The 1,070-nt window shown below is 37.2% G+C and carries 1 protein-coding gene; it reads left to right on the top strand.

Annotation, left to right across the window (positions count from 1 at the left end):
• Positions 1-156: 156 nt before the first annotated feature.
• Positions 157-825: a hypothetical protein gene (locus UF06_RS22295; protein ID WP_045572425.1), complete on the top strand. Its 669-nt coding sequence runs from the start codon at positions 157-159 to the stop codon at positions 823-825.
• Positions 826-1,070 lie beyond the last annotated feature (245 nt).

Raw genomic sequence — 1,070 nt, 5'->3', positions numbered from 1 at the left:
GCCTAACAAACTGCTTAAGAGGGATTCGCAATGCGTGGCATTTTCAGCATGCGGTGAGTTTTGTGATTAAGTTGGTGTGCGGTAACTTTTGTAGTGCATTGCTCACCCCTTAGCAGGGCGTTATGGCACCGGTAATCAAAAGGTTTGGTGGTATTAATGAAGAAAATAATTGCGGCTTGCTCTTCTGAGGTTAGTGTGGTTATTGATTTGTTTTCAATTTTAAAAAACGCTAGGTTTGAATACCAACAATTTAGAGTTGAAAGTTTTTTAACGAGTGTACAATTAAATACTGAACGAATGACGGAAAAAGAGAGAGTAGAGTTTAAAAATAAGTGTTTAAGTAAAGAAGGGCAAAAATTGGCAGCTGATTTTGCTTTAGCTGTAACAGAAACACCAAGTGAAATTATACTAGGGGCTTATTCATTACTTTTCTTATCTGATCCTCAATTTTCATTTACAGATGTACAAATTGAGCGATTTGTATTATGCACAAAGGGCTTAAGTGATCGAAAAATTAAACTATTCATGAAACTCTGTGCGTTAAGACCGATTAGTTATGAATTAGTCTATCCGATATATTCAGTTGGAAGTCATAATTACAATGATGCTAATTTTGAATTCGAAGTTGATGAAATATATGCATATGTGCAAGAATTTTTCAATCGTGGGTTGTTATTACAAGATCCTCAGGCTGATTTTGGTGTTAGCTACACGGGAGACGACGTGCCGTCAAAAGATTCATGGCTCATCAATTTTGGGGTTAGTGATACTCTAAAGAGATATTCAGCGTTATTAAATAAAGTAGAATATATAATCAATAAATAGTGCCATAACAAACGGTTTAAGAAGGACTGCCAACGCGTGGCGGTTTTTGCTTAAATCAACATTTGTGATTACGGTTGCTATTTTAGGTTCGGTGTTTTTGCGTTGTCAGCCCCTTAACCGGGCGTTATGTTTAATCACGTCAAATCAGTTGGTTGTATCTTTTCTTTGCTCCCTCGGCTTGTTGGTTTTGTGCTTGTCGGCAAGTTGGTTTCGTTTGGCGCTGTTTTCCGGACACTTGTTCTTTG

Origin of the sequence: Vibrio sp. S234-5 (genome assembly GCF_000960595.1) — a bacterium.
GTDB lineage: Bacteria > Pseudomonadota > Gammaproteobacteria > Enterobacterales > Vibrionaceae > Vibrio.
The sequence above is the reverse complement of the archived record's forward strand: the minus strand, read 5'-3'. Positions and strand labels throughout refer to the sequence as shown.

Coding starts and splice junctions, on each gene's coding strand:
- UF06_RS22295 (WP_045572425.1), top strand. CDS start 157: ATGAAGAAAATAATTGCGGCTTGCTCTTCTGAGGTTAGTGTGGTTATT.